The sequence below is a fragment of the Levilactobacillus spicheri DSM 15429 genome, assembly GCF_001435095.1.
GTDB lineage: Bacteria > Bacillota > Bacilli > Lactobacillales > Lactobacillaceae > Levilactobacillus > Levilactobacillus spicheri.
On sequence record NZ_AZFC01000003.1, the window covers coordinates 96,712 to 119,215 of the forward strand.

Sequence of the window (22,504 nt, forward strand, 5' to 3'; positions counted from 1 at the left end):
ATGGGCCTAAAGGCGGTTAGCTGGCGAACCGTCACGACGGCAGGCGGGATAATCCCGAACTTGGATGATTTGCCTGCTGGGGTTAAGCGGAACCAGCTGCCTCTTGGAGCCCGTTTTCACACCAGCTATTCGAAGAACCGAAAAGAGCCTGAGCAATTCTCAGGCTCTTTTTTGTTGGCCAAGAGCACGGTGCGGGTTAGCCGTGGCCTTGACGAATCGCCGGAAAAGGCCTTTAATGAGAAATAATTTAGCAGAGAAAGTTGGGGATGTTTATGAGTCGTCTTGAAACAGCAACGTTTGCCGGTGGGTGCTTCTGGTGTATGGTCCAGCCCTTCGAGGAACACCCCGGGATTCACAAGGTCTTGTCCGGGTACACGGGCGGCACGGTCGCCAATCCCACCTACGAACAGGTCAAGGCCCACACCACGGGACACACCGAGGCCATCAAGATCTGGTTCGATCCGGACAAGGTGAGCTATGCCGACTTGGTGGAATTGTACTGGCAGCAGACCGACCCGACCGACGCGGCCGGCCAATTCCAGGACCGCGGCGATAACTACCGGCCGGTGATCTTCGTGAACAGTGCCGAACAACAGCGTATCGCGGCGGCGTCCAAACGCGCCTTACAGGAACGGGAGCAGTTCGACCAACCCATCGTGACCAAAATTCAGGTCGTGCAGCCGTTTTATCCGGCGGAAGCCCGGCACCAACAGTTTTATAAGAAACATCCCGAACGAATGGCGCAAGAGGAAGCCGGCGGCCGGGCCGCCTTTATCGACCAGCATTGGAAGAACCATTAGAACTCGCTAAAAGATGGGGTTAAGCGTGGCCGTAGGGGCCGATAAATGCTATACTTAGCGGGCATGATAGTGTAGTTGATAAAGGGAATAAGTGAGGTCGGTTTTTAAATCATGGACGATGTGCAGCAGCTTTTCAAACGGCATACCTATACGGCAAAGTTTTCCGTTGCCTTTTTCTACGGCGTTTTGGTTTCGATTGCGGTGAACTTCTTCTGGACGCCCGGACACATCTATTCGTCCGGGGCCACCGGGTTGGCCCAACTGATCGATACGTTGACGGGACGCTATGCGCCGTTTCAGATCACCACGGCGCTGGGGTTGTTCCTGATCAACGTGCCGCTGTTCGTACTGGCCTGGAAACAAATTGGTAAGTCATTTACCGTCTTTACGTTCATCTGTGTCGTGTTCGCGTCGACGATGATTCGGGTCATCCAACCCGTTCACCTGACGACCGATCCAATCATCTGTGCGATCTTCGGGGGTGCGGTCAACGGGTACGGGACCGGATTCGCCCTGAAAAACAGCATTTCGACCGGGGGGCTGGACATCATCGGCATCGTGGTACGGCGGAAGACGGGCCGCAGCATGGGGTCGATCAACATGGCGTTCAACAGTCTGATCGTCATCAGTGCCGGGTTCGTGTACGGGTGGCCCTACGCCTTTTACTCCGCGCTGGGGTTGTTCGTGAACGCCAAGGTGATCGACATGACCTTTACCCGCCAGCAGCGGATGCAGGTTATGGTGATCACCAGTCGTCCCAAAACGGTGATCGACAGTATTCAAAATCACATGCGGCGGGGGATCACCATCGTGCACGGGGCCGAAGGGGCCTACCACCACGATGAAAAGACGATCCTGTTTACCGTCATTACGCGTTACGAAATGGATGCGTTGGAGGTGGCGATGGAAGAGGCCGATCCGAAGGCCTTCGTCAGCATTTCCGACACGGTCAAAGTCTTAGGCCACTTCTACGAACCGAAGTGGTGACGTGAACGGTTCCGGGTGTCCCCGGGGCCGTTTTTTTAGTGACTTGACCAACCAATCGGTCTAGAACGGTCAAAAAGCAATGCCGAATCAAATTAGGCGTTGCTTTTTTTGATGGAATGTTTTAGAATCTAACTACATTGTATAAATAGATAAAAAGGGGCAATTATTATGAATAAAAATTGGAATGAAACCGTTACGGGAATTGACTCGGAGTCCATGTTAGACGCCTTACAGTACCGGATGATGGGGGCGACCCCACAGGACAAGGCAACCGATCGGATCGTTGCCCAGGCTAAGGATACGGGGATGCTGGACTATGAAAACCGGGAACTCTACGGTCAATGGTTCAACAAAATGATGTACTAATCACGAAAACCCTTTCACGGATTCACTTGTATATTTTATGAATATTATGCATAAAGCAATGTGACAACTTGGCGACAAGTTTTTAAAGATTCCGTCACTACTCCGGTGGGATTCTTGTGGTGGGGCTGCCAAACTGGTACCCTAAAGTTGTCCAGAAGACATTAGGCCATCCTCACTAACCAGGGATGGCCTTTTTGAGTGGGAGCACCGGGTGAAAAGACCGGTGCGTCCCGCTTTTTACGTGCGGAATGTTAAAGCTTCCTAAAAAGGACTAGGTTCCCGGGGCAGATGTGGTATAATTTCCAATGTTATGGGCCGCAAAAACTAGGATATATTGGTGATGAACGTGAAAGAATTTTACTTGTGGTTAGTGCGGGTGATGTCTCATTTGACGGGGGCCCAACGGCGACGTAACGTGGTTTACCTGATGAGCTTTGGGGACAATCTGCCCCTGATCCGCTCACTTGACCAGGCATTACCGGAGGGCCGGGAGCTGCTGGTCTTTTACCGTCCCACGCAGGCCGCGGCCGCCCGGCGCCTCGCCGCGGCGGGTATCACGGTCCGACCGTTTCGAGACGGGCTGAAGTTCGTGGTGACGGGAATTCCCGTCATCATGCGGGCTCGGGTGGTGTTTTGCGACAACTACTACGCGTTTCTCGGGGGCCTGTACCACCCGAAGAACCTGACAATCGTGCAACTCTGGCACGCAGCCGGGGCCATTAAGCGGTTCGGCTGGGAGGACCCCACGACACAGGACCGTTCGGCGAGTGATCAACGGCGGTTCCAGGCGGTGTACGATCACTTCGACGAGTACGTGGTCGGCGCACCGGCGATGGGGGCGGTCTTTCACCGCAGTTACCGGGTCCCCACGACGCGGATGCAGCTGCTGGGGTATCCCCGGTCCGACCGGTTACGCGATGATCAGTGGATCGAGCGGACCCGGCAACGGGTCTACCAGGTGGCACCGGAATTGTCCGGGCACCGGGTCATTCTCTACGCGCCCACTTACCGGGAGGGGGTCACGTTTACGCCGCCGGCCGGGCTGGCGGCGGCCTTAACGGCTGACCCGACGGCCCGGGTGGTCGTGAAGCTTCACCCGGTCTTGGCGGCGGCCGCCACGGACCTGCAACGGCAATTGGGCCGGCAGGTCGTCGTGGCGGAGACGCTGAGTACCGGGGAGCTGCTGACGGTGGCCGAGACGCTGGTGACGGACTACTCCTCGGTGGCGTTTGACTACAGCCTCTTGCCCAACGCACACAGCCTATTGTTTTACCTGTTTGATTTACCCAGTTACACGCACAACCCCGGGGTTCAAGCGGACCTCTTGGATTGGTTACCCAGTCCGGCCTTGCGGAATAGCCAAGAGCTGGCGGCGGCCATCGTGGCCGACCGGAAGACGGATCTGACCCAGTTCAATCATCGGTGGAACGCGGCCAATGACGGCCAAGCCACCGACCGGGTCGTTGAACGTTACGTGGGCTTAGTGGCCCCGACGCGTTCGGCGGACGATTAAAAATTAAAGGAGTGCAGTGCCTTGAAAGAGGTCATGGCCTTATTTAAAGAACAGATCTCGAGTTTGGGGATTATCTTTCGGATTTCCCGTTACGAGGATCAAGCAAGTTACCAGAGCCATTATTTAGGTTTGATGTGGGAGTACCTGTATCCCTTGATTCAAATCGGAATCTACTGGTTAGTTTTCGGTGTTGGCTTAAAACATGGTCAACCGTTAAACGGGGTCAGTTATCTGCCCTGGATGGTGATCGGGATTTCACCGTGGTTCTTCATGAACCGGGCGACCCTGGACGCCTCGAAGAGTATCTACCAGCGGGTCAACATGGTGGCCAAGATGAAGTTCCCGGTCTCCGCGTTGCCAACAATCAAGGTCGTTAGCAACCTGAGTTCCTTCTGGACCATGATGGTCTTTTCCATCTTTATCGGCCTGTTGAACGGTGTTTACCCGAAGGTCGCGTGGTTCCAGTGGTTGTACTACTTCTTCGCCATGATCATGTTGATGGTGGCCCTAGGGGTCTTCAATTCCTGTATCAGTGTGCTGGTCCGCGACTACCACATCTTGCTCCAATCCGTGATGCGGATGCTGTTCTACGTGTCCGGCGTGCTGTTTAACTTCGTGACCACGTCGTTCCCGGCACCGTTCGTTCATTTACTAGAACTGAACCCGTACTATTACATTGTCAACGGGTTCCGGGAGTCCTTCTTGGGGACCGGCTGGTTCTGGCAACACCCACTCTTGACGTTAGAGTTCTGGGCCTTCGTGTTCTTCGTACTCCTCTTGGGGTCACACCTGCACTACAAGTTCCGGTCACGCTTCGTCGACTTAATCTAGTTAGAAAGGGGCAACCACGCATGGCTAACGGGTTACACAGCGTTATCCAATCATTGAAGCTAGTTGCTCGCTATGGGCTCATCGTGCTGAACGATGGGCTTATTTGTTTACCGACAAAAAAGCGATTAGTGATGTTTGAAAGTTTTAACGGCAAGGATGTCAATGACAATCCGGCCGCCATTTACCGGGCACTGGTCCACGCGGAGCCACGGTACGCGCAAACGGCGTACTTCAGTGTCAAGCCCCGCGAATACGCGGCGTTACACGCCAAGTACCCGGAGATTCGCCTGATCAAGCGCTTCACGCCCAAATGGGTCTACCTGATGGCCAGAGCGGAGTACTGGGTCTTAAATTCCCGCTTGCCAAATTGGTGGCACGCCAACCGGCGCACCACCACGATTCAGACCTGGCACGGCACGCCCCTGAAGAAGCTGGGGACCGACATTCAAAACGTGGCGATTCCGGGGCGCACCACGGCCCAGTACCACGCCGACTTTGTGACGGCGGCCAACCGGTGGGACTACCTGATTGCCCCTAACCAGTACTCACAAGACATCTTCAAGCGGGCGTTTGGCTACCGGGGGACCTTCCTATCGATCGGCTATCCGCGCAATGACGTGCTCTACACGGCCGATACAGCCCCTCAGATTCAAGCCCTGCGGCACCGCCTGCTCCCTCAGGCCCAGGGGCCCATCGTGACCTACGCGCCGACTTGGCGGGACGATACCGCGATTCAGCAGGGGGTCTACCGCTTCGACCTGCCGTTTGACCTAGGGGAATTCTTCCGGCACGTGCCGAGCGGGACTCACCTGATCATCCGGCCCCACTACCTGGTCAAGGACGCGGTCGATATTCGGGGCTACGAGGACCGGGTCAGTGTCCTGGCGGAGGCCGACATCGCGGAGCTTTACCTAATCTCGGACCTCTTGATCACGGACTACTCCTCGGTCATGTTTGACTACGCCAACCTCAAGCGGCCCCAATTGTTCTTTGCGTACGATCTGGCCCACTATCGCGACCAGCTGCGCGGCTTTTACTTTGACTATACGGCGGAGAGTCTGCCCGGACCGCTGGTGACCACGGCACCGGCCTTTTATCGGCAACTGGATCGCTGGACGACCGACCACGGGTTCGCGGACCACGCGCAGCAACAGGCCGCCTTTTACCAGCGCTTCTGCGCGTGGGAGACGGGAACGGCCAGTCAGCAGGTAGCGCAGTTGATCATCACGGGAAAGGAAGCAGGAAAATGACAGCAACGGAATTCTTGATTGGCTCCCACGTCAGCATGAAGGGGCAAGCCATGTTACTGGGCTCGGCGCAGGAGGCTGCGGCGGCCAACGAGAACGTCTTCATGGTGTATACGGGAGCGCCGCAGAACACCCGGCGTAAACCGATCGCGGCGCTCAACGCACAAGCGGGTCAGGCCTACATGCGGGCCCATCAGCAGCGTGCCGTGGTGGTCCACGCGCCCTACGTAGTCAACTTGGGGAACACGAAAAAACCGGAAAACTTCGCCTTTGCCGTGCAGTTTTTGACGGAAGAGGTGCACCGGGCCGCGGCCATCGGGGCCCAGCAAATCGTGCTGCATCCCGGGGCTCACGTGGGTGCCGGTGCACCGGCGGCCATTGCCCAGATCGCCCAGGGCCTGAATCAGATCCTGGCGGCGACGGCCGACGTTCCGGTGCAGATCGCCCTCGAGACCATGGCGGGCAAGGGCACGGAGGTCGGCCGGACCTTTGAGGAGCTGGCCAGCATTATCGACCAGGTGACGGCCAACGAACGGCTGTCCGTGTGCTTCGATACCTGTCACACCAGTGATGCCGGGTACGCCATCGCCACGGACTTTGACGGGGTCCTAGACACGTTCGACCACGTGATCGGGGTGGACCGGCTGAAGGTCATTCACCTGAACGATTCGAAGAATCCGCAGGGCAGCCACAAGGACCGCCACACGAACATTGGGTTCGGGACGTTAGGGTTCGACGTGCTGAACGCCATCGCGCACCATCCCCAACTGACGGCGGTCCCGAAGATCATGGAAACACCCGCGGTCGGCCCCGACCGAAAACACGGGGCCAACCCCCACGGGTACGAGGTGGCCATGCTGACCGCCCAGCAGTTCAATCCCGACCTGGAGGCGGATGCGTTGGCCGGGGCACCATTTGACGCCTTCTTGCACCGGTAACGGCGGCAAGCGAGGCTCGTGAAAAAGCAGCATACGCCAAAAACGGCCACGTCAGCAGGTTGCTGGTGTGGCCGTTAGTGCTTTATTCAACTGGTGGAAACGCCGGACTAGTCGCTTAATGGGTGGGGAATCAGGTCGTAGTCGACGCTTTCCATGATCAACGTGGCAGTTTCTTCGATGGACTTATTCGAGACGTCGATGACCAGGCAGCCGATTTTTTTGTAGATGGCCTGGGCGTAATCGAGTTCCTCGGTGATTTTGGCCGTGTCGGAGTAAGCACTGTCGGCGGGGAGCCCGTAAGAGATCATGCGTTCCTGACGGATCTTGCGCAGAATCTCCGGCCGGTTGGTCAACCCAAAGATGCGCTTCGGGTCGACCTGCCAGAGCTCCTTGGGCAACTGCGTCTTGGGCGACAGGGGCAGGTTGGCGACGCGCAGGTTGCGGTTGGCTAGGAAGAGGGACAGCGGGGTCTTCGAGGTCCGGGAGACTCCCAGAATCACGATGTCGGCCTTCAGCAGTCCGGCTGGGTCCTTCCCGTCGTCGTAGGTCACGGCGAACTCCATGGCGGCGATGCGGTCGAAGTAGGTGTCGGTCAGGTTGTGGACCAAGCCGGGAACGCCGGCGGGTTCAAGCCCGGTAGCGGCCTGCATAACGGTCATGGCCGGCTGGATGCAATCGAAGTGCTGTAACCCGTGGGCCTGCGCGAAGTCCTGCACGTGTTGGCTGAGCTCCTGGTTGACCAGGGTGTGGAAGAGCATCGCGTGTTGTTTTTGGGCCAGATTTAAGATACTATCGAGGATCGAATGGGTCTGAATGAAGGGGAACCGTTGATAGCTGACCTTGACGCCGGGAAATTGCGATGCGGCGGTCTGGGCAACGGTCAGCGCGGTTTCTCCGGATGAGTCGGAGATAACAAAAATTGTAATTTGCGACATGGGTAAGCACCTCTGGTTTTTCTTCTAGTTTACCCCCTAGGAAAGACCGGTTCAAATTTTATTCAAAACCATTATTGACGCATTTTGTGTGTTTATGTATAATGGTTAAGAACCGTCACGCTGGTAGATAAATTCTAATCAGCGTTATTACTTGTGCTCGGAGGGAGGGAATTTCAAATGGCAAAGACAGTCGTTCGTAAAAACGAGTCTTTTGACGACGCTCTTCGGCGCTTCAAACGTACGGTTTCCCGTAGCGGTACTTTACAAGAATACCGTAAACGTGAATTTTACGAAAAACCAAGTGTGAAGAAAAAGTTAAAATCCGAAGCTGCGCGGAAGCGTAAAGCTAAGAAGCGTCGCTTTTAATTAAAAAGTTCTTGAAACCTGATCTGCGGATCAAGCTTCAAGAGCTTTTTTCGTGCCAGTTGAAATTTTCTCTAAAAAAAGATCGACAATTCGTGATGGGAAATTGCCGGTCTTTTTAACGTTTAAGTGATTGTGACCCGGTACCGCAAGGTGATTTTTGCTAGGGGCCTGCCGCGGACAGTAAGTTATCTTTCAATAACGGCCTTGCCCATCATGCGGTGGCTCGCGACCAGCTGCAAGGCGGCACGGAGGTTCTCGGCGGTGAAGGGCGTCAGCGTCTTGGTCAGCGTCGACTTGAGGACGCCCGCATCCAGCAATTGGCTGATCTCGTCGAGGGCGTGGTGTTGACTGACCATGTCCGCGGTCTGGAACCAGGCCTTACTGAACATCCATTCCCAGGCGAAGGTCGCGCGCTTCTGCTTGAGGGCCCGCAGGTCGATGGGCACCTCACTGCCCGTAATGGAGACGATCTTGCCGCTCGGCTTGATCAGGTCGACGATTTCAGCCCAATGTTGGTTCAGGTTGCTGAGTTCCAGCACGTAATCGACGTACTGGTGACCCAGGGCCCGAACTTGGGGGACCAAGTCCTGACGGTGATTGACCGTGACGTCGGCGCCGTGGGCCTTGGTCCACGCGATGGTTTCTGGACGTGAGGCGGTGGCGATGACTTTCAGGCCGGCCCAGTGGGCGAGCTGGGTCGCCACGGACCCGACGCCCCCCGCGCCGTTGATCACGAGGAGCGTTTGTCCCTGGTTGTCGGCGTGCGGGTCGATGCCCAGTTGTTCGAAAAGGGCTTCCCAGGCGGTCAGTGCCGTTAAGGGCATAGCCGCACTTTCGGCCGTGGATAACGTCTGTGGGGCGTGGCCGACGATCCGCTCGTCGACCAATTGAAAGTCGGTGTCGCTCCCGGAACGGCTGAAATCACCGGCGTAGAAGACCCGGTCACCGGGGTGAAACAGGGTCACCGCGTCTCCCACGGCACTGACGGTCCCGACGGCGTCCCAGCCGAGAATGGCGGGGTGGTCGTCGTCCGGCGCGTCGCGTTTGAAGCCGACTAGGTCGACGGGATTCACGGCCGTGGCCGCCACTGCGACTAACAGGTCGTGACCCGTGGGCGTCGGTTGGGCGAGATCGAATTGAACAAGACTCTGGGGGTCATCTAAGGGTAGATGACGGGTATAACCAATCGCATGCATCATCATGAATTAGTTCCTTTCTTTTTGTAAGCTCACAGCAAGCGTACCGATTTTTCGGAAAAACCGCAAGTCAAACGTCTCTAAACCTGACGCCCCGGCCAATAAGTAGTAAAATAAATTGGTATACTAATTTAGGAGGAACCCCCAATGAGTTTAGAAACCCAATTAACAGAAGATTTAAAGACGGCGATGAAGGCCCACGACAAGCTGACCTTGAACGTGGTTCGGATGATGAAGGCCGCTTTGACCAACGAAAAGATCAAGCAAGGCCACGACTTAACGGCCGACGAAGAACTGACGGTGGTTTCCCGCGAATTAAAGCAACGGAAGGAATCCCTGGAAGAGTTCCAGAAGGGGAACCGGGAGGACCTGGTTGCCGGCGTCAAGGCCGAGATCAAGATCGTGGAGAAGTATGCGCCGAAGCAATTGAGTGCCGACGAGATCACGCAGATCGTGACCGACAGCATCGCAAAGGTCGGCGCGACCGGCATGGGCGACTTCGGCAAGGTCATGGGTGCCGTGATGCCCCAAGTCAAGGGCAAGGCTGACGGTAACCTGGTCAACCAGACCGTTAAGGCACAACTCAACAAATAAATCGTAAAGCCACTGCCGGGCCCGTTGTCCGGGGTGGCTTTTCTGGTGAGGAGGGTGACGAATGGCATTACAGTACGAACGTTTTCAGACGGTCAGCCCGGCGATTCGGGACTTACTCTTGCAGGCCGACCCCGAGTGGGACCAGGTGATGACCTATTTACCCCAAAGTACCGGGTTGACCCTATTTTGGCAGCGAGAACTGGTCGGCGTGTTGGTCCTCACGGTGCGGCCCCACCGCGTCTTAGAAATCACCAATCTGTCTGTTATACCCGCGAAGCAACGGCGCGGGATCGGCCAAGCCGCCATCCGGTTTGCCCAACAATGGGGCAGTGAACACGGGCAAACCACGTTACGCGTGGCGACCGGCAGTACCAGCCTGGGGCAACTCTACCTGTACCAAAAGTGCGGTCTGCGGATTGTGGCCGTCGAACCGGATTACTTTACCCACCATTATTCACTGCCCATCTGGGAGAACGGGTTACGCCTCCGCGACCGGCTCATTTTAACGCAAGCGTTGTCCCCGGAGAATCAGGGCAGCTAACTCCCGGTGGATTTTAACGGTCAATCCTTTTACAATCCCCGGTGGTATGCTAAAATTCAAGTATCAGTATCCTTAAATTTTTAAGATAAAGGAGCAAACGTCTTTGACTGAAAACGCGAAGATTGAAAAAGAATATATCCTAGAAAATCCCGCCGACGAAGCGGCTCTTTTGGGTGCTCAGGACCAGTTTGTGACCTTACTCGAGGAAGGACTCGCGGTAACCATCAAGCCCTTCGGGAATTCAATCAAAGTCGCCGGGGATGCGACCGCGGTCGATCAAGCGCTGAACATCCTGCGCAACATGAGTGGTCTCTTAGCGAAGGGCGTTCACCTGAACAGCTCAGACGTTGTGAGTGCCATGAAAATGGCCGAGAAGGGGACGTTGACCTACTTCCAAGACCTGTATACCGAAAAGCTGTTAAACGACGCGAAGGGCCGCCCTGTGCGGGTCAAGAGCTTTGGCCAACGGCAGTACATCGATGCCATCAAGCACAACGACATTACCTTTGGCATCGGTCCGGCCGGAACGGGGAAGACCTACCTGGCCGTGGTCATGGCCGTGGCGGCCTTAAAACACGGGGACGTTGAGAAAATCATCCTGACGCGGCCCGCGGTCGAGGCCGGCGAAAGCCTGGGCTTCTTACCCGGGGACCTGAAGGAAAAGGTCGACCCTTACCTGCGGCCCATCTATGATGCGCTGTACGCCATCTTAGGCGCCGAACACACGACGCGGCTGATGGACCGTGGCGTCATCGAGATCGCCCCGTTGGCCTACATGCGGGGGCGGACCCTGGAGTCGGCCTTCGTCATCTTGGATGAAGCCCAAAACACCACCAACATGCAAATGAAGATGTTCCTGACGCGGCTGGGATTTGGCTCAAAGATGATCGTGAACGGGGATATCTCCCAGATCGACCTGCCCCACAACACCCGCTCGGGACTGATTCAAGCCCAACACATTCTACAAAATGTTCGGCACATCGCCTTTGTGACCTTTACGGCGGACGATGTGGTGCGGCACCCAGTCGTGGCCAGCATCATTAACGCTTACGAGGCGAACGAAACTCAACCAAATGGAGCTAAAAAATAATGGATTTAGAGATTTACGATAAGACCCACGACGGCGTTCCCGCCGAAAAGATTCAATTGATTCAAGACGTCCTGCAGTACGCGGGCACCTACCTGAAGTTAGCGGACAACACCGAAATGTCGGTCACGTTGATGAACAACGAAGACATTCACCGGATCAACAAGCAGTACCGCGGCGTGGACCGGGCGACCGACGTCATCAGCTTTGCCATCGAGGATGACGAAGCCGCCGATGACGACTTTCCCCTGGTCATGGACGACGAACTCGCCGCGGAGATCCCCGAAAATATCGGGGACATCTTCGTATCCATGGACAAGGTCAGTGAACAGGCGGAGTACCTGGGTCACTCCTACGACCGGGAACTGGGCTTCTTGGTCGTGCACGGGTTCTTACACCTGAACGGGTACGATCACATGGAGCCCGCGGACGAAAAGGTCATGTTTAAGCTGCAGGCCGACATCTTAGATGCCTATGGCCTCAAGCGATAAGCAGACCGGGAAGAACCGGGCGTTCCGGCAGTCCCTGGGGCACGCCGTTGACGGGCTCAAGGCACTGTACCGGTATGAACGCAATTTTCGTAAACACCTCGTCGTCGGCAGCCTCGCCGTGTTGGCCGGACTTATCCTGCAGCTAACGGTCAACGAGTGGCTGTGGCTGACGCTGGCCATCTTTTTGGTGTTGATTGCGGAGACGTTGAACACCATCGTGGAAGCGGTGGTCGATCTCGTGGTGGGGCAGACCTATCACGATTTAGCAAAACGGGCCAAGGACGTGGCCGCGGGAGGGGTGCTCTTAGCCGCCCTGTTTGCGGTCATCGTCGGCTGTTTAGTCATGGCGCCAGCGCTGATGCGTTGGTTCTGAGGAGGAAGTACCAGTGGATAATCCAAATTACAAATCCGGGTTCGTGGCCATCGTTGGCCGGCCGAACGTCGGTAAATCAACGTTTTTAAACCGGGTGATCGGTCAAAAGATCGCCATCATGTCGAACACGGCCCAGACCACCCGCAACAAGATCCAAGGCATCTATACGACCGATGAGGCCCAAATCGTCTTCATCGATACGCCGGGGGTCCACAAACCCAAGACCCAATTGGGCGATTACATGGTCAAGTCGGCGCTGTCCGCCCTGAACGAAGTCGACGCCGTTTTGTTCATGATCAACGCCGCCGAGAAGCGGGGCGCGGGGGACAACTTCATCATCGACCGGCTGAAGGGCATCAAGGCGCCGGTCTACCTGTTGGTCAATAAGATCGACCAGATTCACCCGGACGACCTGCTGGCCATCATGGACCAGTACAAGACGGCCCTGCCGTGGAAGGCGGTTTACCCGATTTCCGCGTTGGAGGGGAACAACGTCAACGAATTTCTCGGTGACCTGGTGGACCAGATGCCTAACGGTCCCCAGTACTACCCGGCCGACCAGTTGACGGACCATCCGGAACGGTTCGTGGTCAGTGAACTGATTCGCGAAAAGATCTTCATGCTGACCCGTGAAGAGGTGCCGCATTCCGTCGCCGTCGAGATCGAAAGCATGAAGACGCAGGCCAATGACCGGGTCCGCATCGAGGCGACGATCATCGTGGAACGGCCAACGCAAAAGGGCATCATGATCGGCAAGGGCGGCAGCATGCTGAAGAAGATCGGGACGATGGCGCGGCAGGATATCGAACACCTGCTGGGCAGTCCCGTTTACCTGCAGCTGTTCGTCAAGGTTCAGCCAGGGTGGCGCGATAAGTCGAACCTGCTGAAATCCTACGGGTACCGGAACAGCGATATCTAGGGGTCATTTAAAAAGCATTGAAGGAAACGATAGGCGGGAGGCTGGTCAGGTCAGCGCCTATCGTTTTGTGATTTCAGACGGAGGGAGGACGCCAGAATGGCACGACACGTCACGGATTTTAACGGAATCTTGTTATTTCGCCGGGACTACGCCGAACGAGATTACCTGGTCAAGTTTCTGACCCAGGAGTTCGGCAAGAAGATGTTTTTGGTGCGCGGGGCCAAGAAGCGGGGCTTTAAGATGACCGCCGATATCCTCCCGTTCACGGTCGGGCGGTACGTGGGCGACATCGCCGATGAGGGCTTGTCCTACATTCGCACGGCCCGCGAGACCCGGCAGTTTCAAGCGATTGGGACCGATATTTTCAAGAACGCCTACGCGACTTACATCATGAGCCTGGTCGATACCGCCTTTCCCGACAGTCAACAGCTGCCGGACTGGTATCACCGGGTCTACCGGGCCCTGGAATTGATCGACGAGGGGCTGAATCCGGCCATCGTGACCAACATCGTGGAGATTCAGCTGATGCCGGCCTTCGGGGTGGCCCCCCAGCTCCAGGGGTGTGCCATCTGCGGCCGCACCGACCTGCCGTTTGACTACTCGGAGAGCTACGGGGGACTTTTGTGCCAGCAGCACTGGGCGGCCGACCCGCGGCGATTGCACCTGAGCCAACGGACGATTTATTATCTGCGGCAGTTTTCGGTGATCGACCTGGACCGGATTCACACCATTCAGGTCAAACCCACCACGGAACACGCGTTGCGGCAGTTGATGGATGAGATCTATGCCAGTCAGATCGGGGTCCATCCCAAGAGCAAGCGGTTCTTAGACCAGATGCAGACCTGGGCACCCAAATTAATGGCTGACCCGACGGATGATGATTGACAATCACCTCCGAGACGCTTATGATTAATTTCAGTTAAATAAGTCGATTATGATGAATGAAAAGCGCGGTGGCGCATGCAGACAGCGAGTTCGGGTGAGTGGAAGCCGGACCATGACCACCGGGTATTGGCACATTCGGAGTCGTTTCCAAGTAAGCTGCTAGTCGGATGACTAGAAGTAGGGTGGAACCGCGAAAATTATTTCGTCCCTACGTGAATCTACCAGTGTCTGGTGGAGTTCACGTAGGGACTTTTTTTGCGCACTTATTAGACCAATAAGGAGGAACAGCATCCATGACAGAAAAACTGTCCATGCAAGCAATCATTTTGAAGTTACAGCAGTACTGGTCTGCCCAGGGCTGCATGCTGATGCAAGCTTACGATACCGAAAAAGGGGCCGGCACCATGAGTCCCTACACGTTCTTACGGGCGATCGGTCCCGAACCGTGGAACGCGGCCTACGTGGAACCATCCCGGCGGCCAGCCGACGGGCGTTACGGGGAGAACCCGAACCGGTTGTACCAACACCACCAATTCCAAGTGGTCATGAAGCCGTCGCCCGATAACATTCAGGAACTTTACCTGAACAGTTTGCGGGAACTGGGCATCGACCCGTTGGAACACGACATTCGGTTCGTAGAAGACAACTGGGAGAACCCTTCCATGGGGTGTGCCGGTGTTGGTTGGGAAGTTTGGCTGGACGGGATGGAAGTCACCCAGTTCACCTACTTCCAAGTCGTGGGGGGCCAAACGGTGGATCCCGTGACCTCCGAAGTGACCTACGGGTTGGAACGGCTCGCGTCCTACATCCAGGACGTGAACTCCGTGTTCGATCTCGAATGGGGCGACGGCGTCAAGTACGGGGACATCTTCAAGGAACCCGAATACGAACACTCCAAGTACAGTTTTGAGGAGAGCAACCAGGCCATGCTGGCGCGGCACTTCGACGAGTACGAAGACGAGGCTAAGAAGCAGATTGCGAACGGCCTGGTCCACCCGGCTTACGACTACGTGCTGAAGTGCAGCCACACCTTTAACCTGTTGGACGCCCGGGGCGCCGTTTCCGTGACGGAACGGGCCGGCTACCTATCCCGGATTCGGAACATGGCACGGGCCATCGCCAAGGCCTTCGTGGCGGAACGGAAGAAGCGGGGCTTCCCATTGATCAAGGATGAGCAGTTACGACAAAAATTATTAGCGGATTCTGAGGAGGCAAAATAATGGCACACACATTTTTACTAGAAGTTGGATTGGAAGAAATGCCAGCTCACGTGGTGACGCCTGCTATTCGGCAACTTCAGAAGCGCGTGGCGGACTACCTGAAGGAACAACGGGTCAGCTATGAGGCCATCAAGCCCTTCTCCACGCCCCGGCGGTTAGCGCTGGAAATCACCGGCTTAGCCGACAAGCAAGAAGACGTGAGCGAGTCCGTCAAGGGCCCGGCCAAGAAGATCGCCCAGGACGCCGATGGTCAGTGGACGAAACCCGCTATCGGGTTCACCCGGGGCCAAGGCCTGACGCCCGACGACATCGTCTTCAAGGAATTCAAGGGGACCGAATACGTCTACGTGGACAAGTTTATCGCCGGGAAGCCGGTCGCCGAAGTGCTCGCGGGCTTACACGACGTGATCACCGCTATGACGTTCCCGACCATGATGAAGTGGGGCACCCACCACTTCGAGTACATCCGGCCGATTCGCTGGCTGGTCGCCCTGCTGGATGAGCAAGTCATTCCGTTCAGCATCCTGGACGTGACGACCGACCGTATCACCCAGGGCCACCGGTTCTTGGGCAAGGAGATCACGCTGAAGACCGCGGCGGACTACGAAGAGCAGTTGACCAGCGAATACGTGATCGCCGACGCCGCTAAGCGCAAGGCCCTGATCAAGAAGCAGATCGAAAAGATCGCCAGTGATCATGACTGGAACGTGACGATCGATGCGGGGCTGTTGGAAGAAGTCAACAACCTGGTCGAGTGGCCCACGGCTTTTGAAGGGACCTTTGATCCGAAGTACCTGACGATCCCCGACGAAGTGTTGATCACGTCCATGCGGGACCATCAACGGTTCTTCTACGCCCGGAGCCAAGCCGGTGACTTGCTGCCGAACTTCATCTCCGTACGTAACGGGACCGACCACGACCTGCAAAACGTCGTGGCGGGGAACGAAAAGGTCTTGACGGCCCGGTTGGAAGACGCCATGTTCTTCTACAAGGAAGACCAAAAGAAGACCATCGCCGACTACGTGGACCGCTTGAAGACCGTCAGCTTCCACGATAAGATCAGCACCATGGCCGAAAAGATGGCCCGGGTCGAGGCCATCGTGAAGGTGCTGGCACAGCACCTGAACCTCAACGACGCGCAGACTCAAGCCGCCGTACGGGCGAGCCAGATCTACAAGTTCGACCTCGTGACCGGGATGGTCGGCGAATTTGCCGAACTCCAAGGGGTCATGGGTGAGAAGTACGCCCTGTTACAGGGCGAAGATCCCGCCGTTGCCCAAGCCATCCGGGAACACTACGAGCCGATCTCGGCCGATGGGGCGTTGCCAACGTCCGTTCCGGGGGCCGTTTTGGCCCTGGCCGACAAGTTCGACAGTATCCTGACCTTCTTCGCCGCAGGGATGATTCCTAGCGGTTCCAACGACCCGTACGCTTTACGGCGGCAGGCCACGGGGATCGTGCGGATCACGACCGACCAGCAGTGGTCCTTGCCGGTGGCCGACCTGGCCAACGCCTTTATCGCGGCGGAACAGGCGGCTAACGTGGCCCCTGAACTGGATCAGACCAGCCAGATTGCGGCCGTGGTCGCCTTCATCAAGGAACGGATCCGGAAGATCTTCAAGGGGGTCAAGATTCGTTACGACATCGTGGACGCCGTTTTAGGTGGCAGCAGTACCGATGTGTCGCAGCTGTTCACGGCGGCGGACATCTTGACCGCCCACGCCGCAGACGACAACTTCAAGGCCGTCATCGAATCCCTGACGCGGGTCATCCGCTTGTCACAAAAGGCGCCGAAGAACGTGGCGGACATCACGATCGATGCCGCTAAGTTCGAAAACGACAGCGAAGGCGAGCTGCACACGGGCATCGACCAGGTCGCTGCGGCGGCACCGCAGGGCTTGAACGCGCTGTACGCGGCGCTGGTCGCCGTTCAACCAGCCATCGCCGACTACTTCGAAGCCACGATGGTCATGGCCGACGACGAAGCGGTCCGGAATAACCGGTTAGCTGAATTGACGCGCTTGGCTCACTTGACCTTACAATTAGGGGACCTGGATCAGCTGATTGTGAAGTAAGCAAAGCATCATTGACCGGTTCACCGGTCATGAAGCGATCCCAAAAAACGCGTTGACAACTGAACGCGGATACAAAAAGAACGGCGCTCCTCATAAAATTGAGGGGCGCCGTTCTTTTTTGTCGGCTGTTCTGATTGCTAGAATGCCTAGTTGAAGGAATCGTGATGGTGGGCTCGGTGGCCGGTCGCGTGCTTGCGTTCGGCCCAGGCCTCTTCGGCGACGCGTTGGGCGTGCTCCCGGCGCTTGGTCCGGTTACTCTTGGGCCGAGGACCCTTGGCCTTGCGTTCGCGGTTCTTTTTGGTCACGGACTTCTTCCGCTCGACCAGCATGGCCGCTTCGGCTTCCTTCTGAGAGAGCAGGCCGCGTTTAACGCTGGTCATGTAGCGGTCCCAGACTTCGGGACCGACCTTGCTCTTGAGTTTCTTGAGGCGTTCTTTGTCATCTGACGCGTTCGACATGGTAAAGGCTCCTTTATCGGGTTCTGATACCCCAGTTTAGCACAGTTGGGCGGAATTGCCTAAGTTTGAAAATGCTAAGCGGTCCGGGCCCCGTTAACCAATGAGACGGTCTCGGGATGGTCGGTGAAGCGGGTGATGGTCGTCACGCCGTGTTGGAGCAGTAACCGCCGGGCGGCAGCAAATTGACTGGCGTAGCCGCTCAGCTGATGGGCATCGGAACCGATACTGAAACGGTGGCCGCCGTGGGCCAGGTAGCGGGTGATCAGGGCATCGTAGAGGGCGACGTTGCCGTAGTGGTACATGCTCTTGGTATTGAGCTCGAGGGCCAGGCCTCGCTGGCAGACCAAGGCTAGCATCCGGTCTAACCGGTCGCCGGCGTAGCGGTCGAGTTCTGCGGGGGTCAGGGTCAACTGGCGCAAGCCGTAGTCGAAGTGGGCCAAAACGTCGGCGGGGACAGGGCTTTCCAAGGCGTCGATGATCAGCTGCAGGTATTCGCGGACCACCTCGGCCACCGGTAGCTGAAGAACGGTGCGCTGGGTGAAATCAAATTGGCCGTTTTGATGGACCGCTAAGAGCCGCAGGTCGAACGGGTGCCGGTCCAGGTAGGCGATGATTTTGGCCTCGGCGGCCGCGGTGTACCCGATCTCGACGCCCCGGTAAAGCCGAACGCCGTAGCGCTTCTGCAGGGTCGTTAGCGTGCGACAGTACTTGGCATAGTTGGGGACGTTGTTATGGAAATGGGCAACGGGGTTGTGAAAATCCAGTTGTTCGGTCGCGACCACGGGGGCGTTCGGGTGGGCCTGCAGGTAGCGACTGAGCGGTTCGGTGGAATCAAACGAAAATTCCGAGTGGGGGGATGGGGTAAAAAGGGTCACGGATCATCAGGTCTCCTTCTAAAACAGGCAACGGCCAGATAACGGCCAATGCCTAATTTCTCATTTTTTAATATTTTCTTAATAATAAGACATTTTGAAAGCAAGCGCAATTGGAAATTTTGAAAGCACATCAGTGAAGGCTGCGGGCGACTGTAAAGTGCAAAAACGAAACGATATTGCTTATTGCAATAAGCAATTTATCAGGAATCCAGCAACAAGGGGAGTGTCTGGGAGAATCGCCGGTCGGTCGTTTGGCCAGCCGACCAGGGGATCCTGCCTTGAATAAAAGGTTACCGCGTTACCTTTTTTAAAATGAGAAAGGCGCCTTTAAATAGTTAAAAAGATTAATAAGGTGAGTCGGCCCAAGCGGGTGTTCACCGAACCTGTGACCCGGTGGGCGTGGTCTACTAGAGGTGTCCTCAGTAATCCGATGAAGGGGGGCTTCGTCATGGCAGCGATGATCTATCTGGTTGAGAACCATCAGGGGAGCGACTACTTTGTCCCCGTTGATTGCAACAATGTTCATCAGGTGGAGGAGATCGAGCAACAACACGATTTCGTCTACGGGGAAGTCGCGACCAACACGGCGGCAAGGCGCTTAGTGGCCCGACGTCCTTACTCGGCGGCGTTTCGCCAACGCCTGTTGCGCCGAATCCAAGCCTACTTTGCCCGGCAGACCCAGGGCTGACTAGTGGGCTGTGCACCAAGTCTGGCGATGGCCAGACTTTTTTGGTGGCAAAATGCCTGAATGACTTGAAATTATAAAACGGTTATGAAATGATTAATCTTACATGAGAAGAAACGCAAACTCGTGGTGGGACAGGAAAGGAATTGAGAAGATGAAGATTGAAGAAGGCTACATGCCGTTTCACGGCTTCAAAACGTATTACCGGATCGTGGGTGAACGCACACCGGGCAAGGCTCCCTTACTACTGATTCATGGGGGCCCGGGGTCTTCACACAACTACTTCGAACTCCTGGACGATTATGCTCAGACCGGCCGGCAGCTCATCATGTACGACCAGGTGGGGTGTGGCAAGTCGTCTCTGCCGGAGGACCGCAGCGTCTACGTGAAGGAGACCTGGGCGGAGGAACTCGTGGCGTTGCGCCAGTACCTGCACCTGGATGAGGTCCACATGCTGGGCCAGTCGTGGGGTGGTATGTTGGAGATGCTCTACTTGACGAACTATAGTCAACGGGGAGTCAAGAGTGTCATGATCGACGGCTCGCCAGCCTCTATCAAACTCTGGACGCAGGAACAGCACCGGCTGATTTCCTATCTTAGTTACGAGGATCGCGCCGCCATTGCCGAGGCCGAACGGACGGGCGACTTCAGTGGCCCCAAGTACCTCGCGGCGAACGACCGGTACATGGAGCGTTATTGCTGGGATGACCCCGATGAACAGTCTCCGGAACCCCTGCGGCGGCCGACCAACGGTAAACGCGCCAGCCTCATCGCCGAAGGGCCGAACGAATTCACGGAAAACGGGACGATCAGTGACTTTGAACTGACGGATCAACTGCATAAGATCCACGTGCCGGTGCTGGTCACCAACGGGACCGACGACCTGTGCACGCCTTTGATCGCCAAGTCGGTCTACGACCACATTCCGGGCGCCCAGTGGCACCTCTTTGCGAACAGCCGCCATTTGGCCCTGCTGGATCAACACGACGAGTTCATCAGCGTGTTGGACCACTGGTTGACGACCCACGATGCTTAAGTGAACGATGCTTGACGGAACACTCGGCGTCACGTCCCCGTTGCGGGGCGGGGGTCGGGTGTTCTTTTGCGTCAAAGTTAGGTCGATTTACTTGGCCAAAATTGGACTTCGTGGTACTATATATTATGTATTTCTACGCACGAATTCCAATCAAAGAGTCGCACTTTTCGGGTTTCCGGGGTGCGACTTTTCAAGGCTAGCGTGTGTGAACCGAATAGGAAGGGGGCTAACGATGGCGAAGATTCCTGAAGAAGTGATTGAAACGGTCCGAACGGCGACCAACATTGCGGACGTGGTCGGACAATACGTTCAATTGAAGAAATCCGGGAAAAATTTGTTTGGGTTGTGTCCCTTTCACGAGGAACGGACCCCCTCATTTTCCGTTTCGGAAGATAAGCAGATTTTTCACTGCTTCAGCTGTGGTCGCGGGGGCAACGTCTTCAAGTTCTTGATGGAACTGGAACACGTGAGCTTTCCCGAGGCGGTCGTCAAGGTCGCCGACTTCAGTCACGTGGACCTGGATAACGAGTACCGACAGGACGCCAACGCGCCTGCGGTAAACTCCAAGACGGCGCAGCTGATCGACCTGCATGAGCAGGCCGCCAAGCTGTACCACCATATCCTGGTGAACACGGAGATGGGGCAGCCCGCCCTGGATTATCTGCATAATCGGGGGTTGACCGACGAGACCATCGAGACCTATCAGTTGGGGTTCGCCCCGGCCCAGCGGTTACTGAAGCCCTTCTTCGAGCAGCGCCAGGCGGACTATCAGTTGTTACGGCAAAGTGGCTTGTTCATCGAAAACGCGCAGGGAGACTTACGGGACCGGTTTACCGAACGGGTCATGTTCCCGCTGCGCAATGCGAGCGGACACGTGGCCGCCTTCTCTGGGCGGGTGCTCAAGAAGAGCGACGACCAGCCGAAATACTTGAATAGTCCAGAAACGGCGTTGTTTACCAAGAGCCGGTTACTCTTCAACTTTGACTTGGCACGGCCGGCGATTCGTGAGGCCGGTGAGGTGATTCTTTTCGAAGGATACATGGACGTGATCTCCGCCACGCAGGCGGGGGTCCGTAACGGCATCGCTTCGATGGGGACCAGCCTCACAACCGAGCAAATCTACGCCATCGAGCGCACCACGGACCATCTGAATATCTGTTACGATGGGGATACCCCGGGGCAACGGGCGACGCAGCGGGCAATTGGCCTGTTGCGTGAGCACAGTCACCTGGACCTCAGCGTGATTCAGTTACCGGAGGGGCAAGACCCGGATGAATACCGGCGGGCCCACGGTGATGAGGGGTTTCAAAAGGTCATGCAAAGCGCCAAGGAGACGCCCATTCGCTTCCAGTTGCGCTATCTACGGCGCGACCGGGCGTTGGAGACGGATAGCGAACAACTCGACTACCTGAATGAAGCCCTGCCCCTGTTGGCGCAGGTGAATGAGCCGGTGGCCCTAGATCTGTACCTGAACCAGTTGGCCACGGAGTTCCATCTCGACAAGGCGGCCCTGGTGGCGCGCCTCAAACAGGTCCGCCAGGTCGATGGCGCTCAACGCGAACGGCAGCGGCACCAGGCCGCGGCGGCCCCAACACCACCACCGGTGGCCCCGGCCGTCACCGTCCATCAACAACAGCGCCCGTTGACGCGGTTAGAGCGGGCGGAGCGACTGTTGCTTTACCGGTTGCTGCACGATCGAAATGTGTGGGCCCGCGTGAGCGAGGTGCCCAACTTTTGTTTCGTGCACGACGATTATCAAGTGATTTATACCCTGGCCCAGGGTTATTTTCAAACGCACCAGGTTTACCAGAGTGCCCAGTTTACAGACTTTATCCAGGAGGAACGGCTCCAACAACTCGTCATCGAGCTGGAGACGACCATCTCCCTTGCGGCGGTCACCCCGCGGGAGATTGATGACTATCTCTCGGTCATTATGGATGAAGCGCCGCTCGAGGCCCAACTCCGTGAGAAGAAGCGGGCGTTGAGCGAGGCGTCACGACTGGGCGACACGGACCAACAGCGCCAACTCGTGATTGAGATTGTGCAGTTGGAACAACAACGACAGGCGAACAAGCAAGTTTAGTCT

Annotated in this window: 24 protein-coding genes; 20 read left to right on the top strand and 4 right to left on the bottom strand. The window is 56.6% G+C overall.

Translation table 11 applies throughout. The features are described 5' to 3' along the window. Positions 1-272 precede the first annotated feature (272 nt). From msrA to FD37_RS01995, 7 genes are all read left to right on the top strand, one after another. Positions 273-800, top strand: a complete 528-nt coding sequence (msrA, locus tag FD37_RS01965; RefSeq protein ID WP_056963163.1) for a peptide-methionine (S)-S-oxide reductase MsrA — start codon at positions 273-275, stop codon at positions 798-800. A gap of 111 nt (positions 801-911) precedes the next feature. Continuing rightward, positions 912-1,787, top strand: a complete 876-nt coding sequence (locus tag FD37_RS01970) for a YitT family protein (protein WP_045807880.1) — start codon at positions 912-914, stop codon at positions 1,785-1,787. 168 nt (positions 1,788-1,955) lie between these two features. Beyond that, positions 1,956-2,153, top strand: coding sequence for a hypothetical protein (locus FD37_RS01975; RefSeq protein ID WP_045807879.1), 198 nt, complete (start codon positions 1,956-1,958; stop codon positions 2,151-2,153). A gap of 340 nt (positions 2,154-2,493) precedes the next feature. Continuing rightward, positions 2,494-3,666 (top strand): CDP-glycerol glycerophosphotransferase family protein, encoded by a 1,173-nt coding sequence (locus FD37_RS01980; protein WP_056963069.1) that lies wholly within the window; start codon positions 2,494-2,496, stop codon positions 3,664-3,666. Positions 3,667-3,687: 21 nt separating this feature from the next. Then, positions 3,688-4,497: an ABC transporter permease gene (locus tag FD37_RS01985; protein WP_056963071.1), complete on the top strand. Its 810-nt coding sequence runs from the start codon at positions 3,688-3,690 to the stop codon at positions 4,495-4,497. 20 nt (positions 4,498-4,517) lie between these two features. Beyond that, entirely contained in the window at positions 4,518-5,747 is a 1,230-nt protein-coding gene (locus tag FD37_RS01990) for a CDP-glycerol glycerophosphotransferase family protein (RefSeq protein ID WP_056963073.1), read from the top strand. Then, positions 5,744-6,682 carry a deoxyribonuclease IV gene (locus tag FD37_RS01995; protein WP_056963075.1) on the top strand — a complete coding sequence of 313 codons (939 nt, stop codon included), beginning with the start codon at positions 5,744-5,746 and terminating at the stop codon, positions 6,680-6,682. The genes FD37_RS01990 and FD37_RS01995 overlap by 4 nt, the downstream gene beginning before the upstream one ends. A gap of 107 nt (positions 6,683-6,789) precedes the next feature. Here the strand turns inward: FD37_RS01995 and FD37_RS02000 are convergent, their stop codons facing one another. Beyond that, positions 6,790-7,617 (bottom strand): pyruvate, water dikinase regulatory protein, encoded by an 828-nt coding sequence (locus tag FD37_RS02000; RefSeq protein WP_045807874.1) that lies wholly within the window; start codon positions 7,615-7,617, stop codon positions 6,790-6,792. Between the two features lie 177 nt (positions 7,618-7,794). On the opposite strand from FD37_RS02000, the gene rpsU reads away from it, so the two are divergent. Then, complete coding sequence (gene rpsU, locus FD37_RS02005) at positions 7,795-7,983, top strand: 30S ribosomal protein S21 (RefSeq protein WP_024746218.1); 189 nt, start codon at positions 7,795-7,797, stop codon at positions 7,981-7,983. Positions 7,984-8,168: 185 nt separating this feature from the next. Here rpsU and FD37_RS02010 read toward each other — a convergent pair whose 3' ends face one another. Next, entirely contained in the window at positions 8,169-9,179 is a 1,011-nt protein-coding gene (locus FD37_RS02010) for a zinc-binding alcohol dehydrogenase family protein (protein ID WP_371862575.1), read from the bottom strand. A gap of 147 nt (positions 9,180-9,326) precedes the next feature. On the opposite strand from FD37_RS02010, the gene FD37_RS02015 reads away from it, so the two are divergent. The 9 genes from FD37_RS02015 (at position 9,327) to glyS (ending at position 17,364) form a co-directional block, all read left to right on the top strand. Next, positions 9,327-9,773: a GatB/YqeY domain-containing protein gene (locus FD37_RS02015; RefSeq protein ID WP_056963079.1), complete on the top strand. Its 447-nt coding sequence runs from the start codon at positions 9,327-9,329 to the stop codon at positions 9,771-9,773. A gap of 61 nt (positions 9,774-9,834) precedes the next feature. Beyond that, entirely contained in the window at positions 9,835-10,314 is a 480-nt protein-coding gene (locus FD37_RS02020) for a GNAT family N-acetyltransferase (protein WP_045807872.1), read from the top strand. 103 nt (positions 10,315-10,417) lie between these two features. Continuing rightward, positions 10,418-11,404: a PhoH family protein gene (locus tag FD37_RS02025; protein WP_045807871.1), complete on the top strand. Its 987-nt coding sequence runs from the start codon at positions 10,418-10,420 to the stop codon at positions 11,402-11,404. Beyond that, positions 11,404-11,892 (top strand): rRNA maturation RNase YbeY, encoded by a 489-nt coding sequence (gene ybeY / locus FD37_RS02030; RefSeq protein ID WP_045807870.1) that lies wholly within the window; start codon positions 11,404-11,406, stop codon positions 11,890-11,892. The genes FD37_RS02025 and ybeY overlap by 1 nt, the downstream gene beginning before the upstream one ends. Continuing rightward, on the top strand, positions 11,870-12,265 hold the full coding sequence (locus tag FD37_RS02035) for a diacylglycerol kinase family protein (RefSeq protein ID WP_045807869.1): 396 nt from the start codon (positions 11,870-11,872) through the stop codon (positions 12,263-12,265). Before ybeY ends, FD37_RS02035 begins: the two co-directional genes overlap by 23 nt. A gap of 13 nt (positions 12,266-12,278) precedes the next feature. Then, on the top strand, positions 12,279-13,184 hold the full coding sequence (era, locus tag FD37_RS02040; RefSeq protein ID WP_045807868.1) for a GTPase Era: 906 nt from the start codon (positions 12,279-12,281) through the stop codon (positions 13,182-13,184). A 96-nt stretch (positions 13,185-13,280) separates the two neighbouring features. Further along, positions 13,281-14,069 (top strand): DNA repair protein RecO, encoded by a 789-nt coding sequence (recO, locus tag FD37_RS02045; protein WP_045807867.1) that lies wholly within the window; start codon positions 13,281-13,283, stop codon positions 14,067-14,069. 293 nt (positions 14,070-14,362) lie between these two features. Further along, positions 14,363-15,289: a glycine--tRNA ligase subunit alpha gene (glyQ, locus tag FD37_RS02050; protein WP_045807866.1), complete on the top strand. Its 927-nt coding sequence runs from the start codon at positions 14,363-14,365 to the stop codon at positions 15,287-15,289. Further along, positions 15,289-17,364, top strand: a complete 2,076-nt coding sequence (glyS, locus tag FD37_RS02055) for a glycine--tRNA ligase subunit beta (RefSeq protein WP_056963081.1) — start codon at positions 15,289-15,291, stop codon at positions 17,362-17,364. The genes glyQ and glyS overlap by 1 nt, the downstream gene beginning before the upstream one ends. 146 nt (positions 17,365-17,510) lie before the next feature. Here glyS and FD37_RS02060 read toward each other — a convergent pair whose 3' ends face one another. Continuing rightward, positions 17,511-17,822: a hypothetical protein gene (locus FD37_RS02060; protein ID WP_045807864.1), complete on the bottom strand. Its 312-nt coding sequence runs from the start codon at positions 17,820-17,822 to the stop codon at positions 17,511-17,513. A 74-nt stretch (positions 17,823-17,896) separates the two neighbouring features. Next, positions 17,897-18,697 (bottom strand): PHP domain-containing protein, encoded by an 801-nt coding sequence (locus FD37_RS02065; RefSeq protein ID WP_056963084.1) that lies wholly within the window; start codon positions 18,695-18,697, stop codon positions 17,897-17,899. Between the two features lie 448 nt (positions 18,698-19,145). Here FD37_RS02065 and FD37_RS02070 point away from each other — a divergent pair, with 448 nt between their 5' ends. The 3 genes from FD37_RS02070 (at position 19,146) to dnaG (ending at position 22,501) form a co-directional block, all read left to right on the top strand. Next, entirely contained in the window at positions 19,146-19,385 is a 240-nt protein-coding gene (locus FD37_RS02070) for a hypothetical protein (RefSeq protein WP_056963086.1), read from the top strand. A gap of 151 nt (positions 19,386-19,536) precedes the next feature. Then, positions 19,537-20,418 carry a proline iminopeptidase gene (pepI, locus tag FD37_RS02075; RefSeq protein ID WP_056963088.1) on the top strand — a complete coding sequence of 294 codons (882 nt, stop codon included), beginning with the start codon at positions 19,537-19,539 and terminating at the stop codon, positions 20,416-20,418. A 232-nt stretch (positions 20,419-20,650) separates the two neighbouring features. Then, positions 20,651-22,501 (top strand): DNA primase, encoded by a 1,851-nt coding sequence (gene dnaG, locus FD37_RS02080; protein WP_056963090.1) that lies wholly within the window; start codon positions 20,651-20,653, stop codon positions 22,499-22,501. Positions 22,502-22,504: the final 3 nt, after the last annotated feature.